Annotated in this window: 2 protein-coding genes; one reads left to right on the top strand and one right to left on the bottom strand. The window is 48.7% G+C overall.

The window, feature by feature from the left end:
• Positions 1-23: 23 nt before the first annotated feature.
• Positions 24-740 (bottom strand): VC0807 family protein, encoded by a 717-nt coding sequence (locus ACTTK6_RS15745; protein ID WP_179124059.1) that lies wholly within the window; start codon positions 738-740, stop codon positions 24-26.
• 92 nt (positions 741-832) lie between these two features.
• On the opposite strand from ACTTK6_RS15745, the gene ACTTK6_RS15750 reads away from it, so the two are divergent.
• Positions 833-1459: a uracil-DNA glycosylase gene (locus ACTTK6_RS15750; protein WP_462833945.1), complete on the top strand. Its 627-nt coding sequence runs from the start codon at positions 833-835 to the stop codon at positions 1457-1459.
• Positions 1460-1570: the final 111 nt, after the last annotated feature.

Consider the following 1570-nt stretch of genomic DNA (forward strand, 5'->3'; position numbering starts at 1 on the left):
CCGGCACCGGCTGCTCTTCTATATTACGTTCGTTCTCCAGACGTTTCTCCCTGTGTTTCCTCTTCAGCTTCTTCATTCTTTTCCTCTTTTTCAGTACCTCGCCCGGTGTTTGTAACTTCTCCGGCGTCAATGCCGTCTTCATGCAGCCACTTGGCGATAAAAATAAATCCGATTACTGCGATAAAGCTCATTGTCCATGAAAGCACCTGCCGCAGAATAATTCCTTCGTCAAAGGCTTCCACGCCGTAGCTCTGCACGAGCCAGATTTTAACGAACGCGAGAATAAATTCCCGGAGGGCAAAAAACAGTGTGATCGCCTGAAATACCCATAAGTATTTGCGCACATAAAACTGCTTTTTCAGCTGCTTGCGGTCTCCGCCCTGCAGCTCCATAAAATCGACGGTGAAAAAGAGCCAGATCGGCCGCCTAAAAATAACCGTTAAAATAAAGAATGCACCCATAACAAAATCGTAGTAAATATTGTTCCACAAAAGCTGCAATCCGCCGCCGGCAACAAGATCGAGAACAGTGCCGATAATCAGGGTGGCGATCATGTAAATCCCAAACGTATTCACCTTTTTCAACAGTACGAAGCGGTACACTGTATAAATAATCCCCGGTACCGAGGATATGAGCATCGCTATATAATCACCTGTATAGTCCCGCGCCATGTTCCAAATAAAAATTGGAAAGACGACGTAAAAAATAATGTCAAACCACATAATGTGCTTCTGCTGCACACGCCCCACCTCCTTTATCTATCCTATCACAAGTATAGAATATTTCGCGCCCGGGTATAGAAAAGTCAGGACGTACACAGGAGGGAAAGCGCATGCTGCCAGAAGCTGCAGTCACAGAGGCAAAAAAAAGAATGGACGGCCACCGGTGTGAAGGCTTTCTCGACGGTCCAAACCCGCATGATCCTATTGTAATGATGATCGGGGAAGCACCGGGAGAAACAGAAATTACGGGCGGCGGTCCTTACGATGGGCGAGCCGGCAGGCAGTTTCTATCCTACCTGGAGCTTCTTCCGTATCCCGTGGAAGACATCTACGTGACCCGGACGATCAAAAGCCGTCCGTACCGCTGGGGGCACACCCCGGCAGGTAAACCGCGCAAATATAACCGCACGCCGAACCGCAAGGAAATTATGGCTCATGCCCCGCTTCTTGATGAGGAGATACGCTCGGCTGCGCCTAAGATTCTTTGTCCAATGGGACGCACCCCGTATTGGCGGCTTCTTGGACGTTCTCCGCGTATGCCGGAAATTGCTGGCGGGCACTTCACTTCCCCTGTACGGGAGGTCGACATCTCTTCAGAAGAGTATAGATGGAGCCGGGAGAGATACCTGATTTTTCCGTTGTACCATCCGGCAGCAAGCCTGTATAATCGTTCGCTCGAAACCATCATACGCCGGCACTTCCATGATCTCGCCCGCCTCCTTTCTGCGCGCTCGTAAGTCCCCTTTATGATATATATTAAAAAATAACAATCTCTTTTGTTGCGGGTTTACTAACAATTATTTCCATTAACGATAAAAAAGAGACAGAATCCCCGTTGATACGGTACG

This window comes from Marinococcus salis (genome assembly GCF_054971365.1).

What these genes read in the sequence shown, in the direction of transcription:
- ACTTK6_RS15750 (WP_462833945.1), top strand. Translation starts at nt 833, where the DNA reads ATGCTGCCAGAAGCTGCAGTCACAGAGGCAAAAAAAAGAATGGACGGC.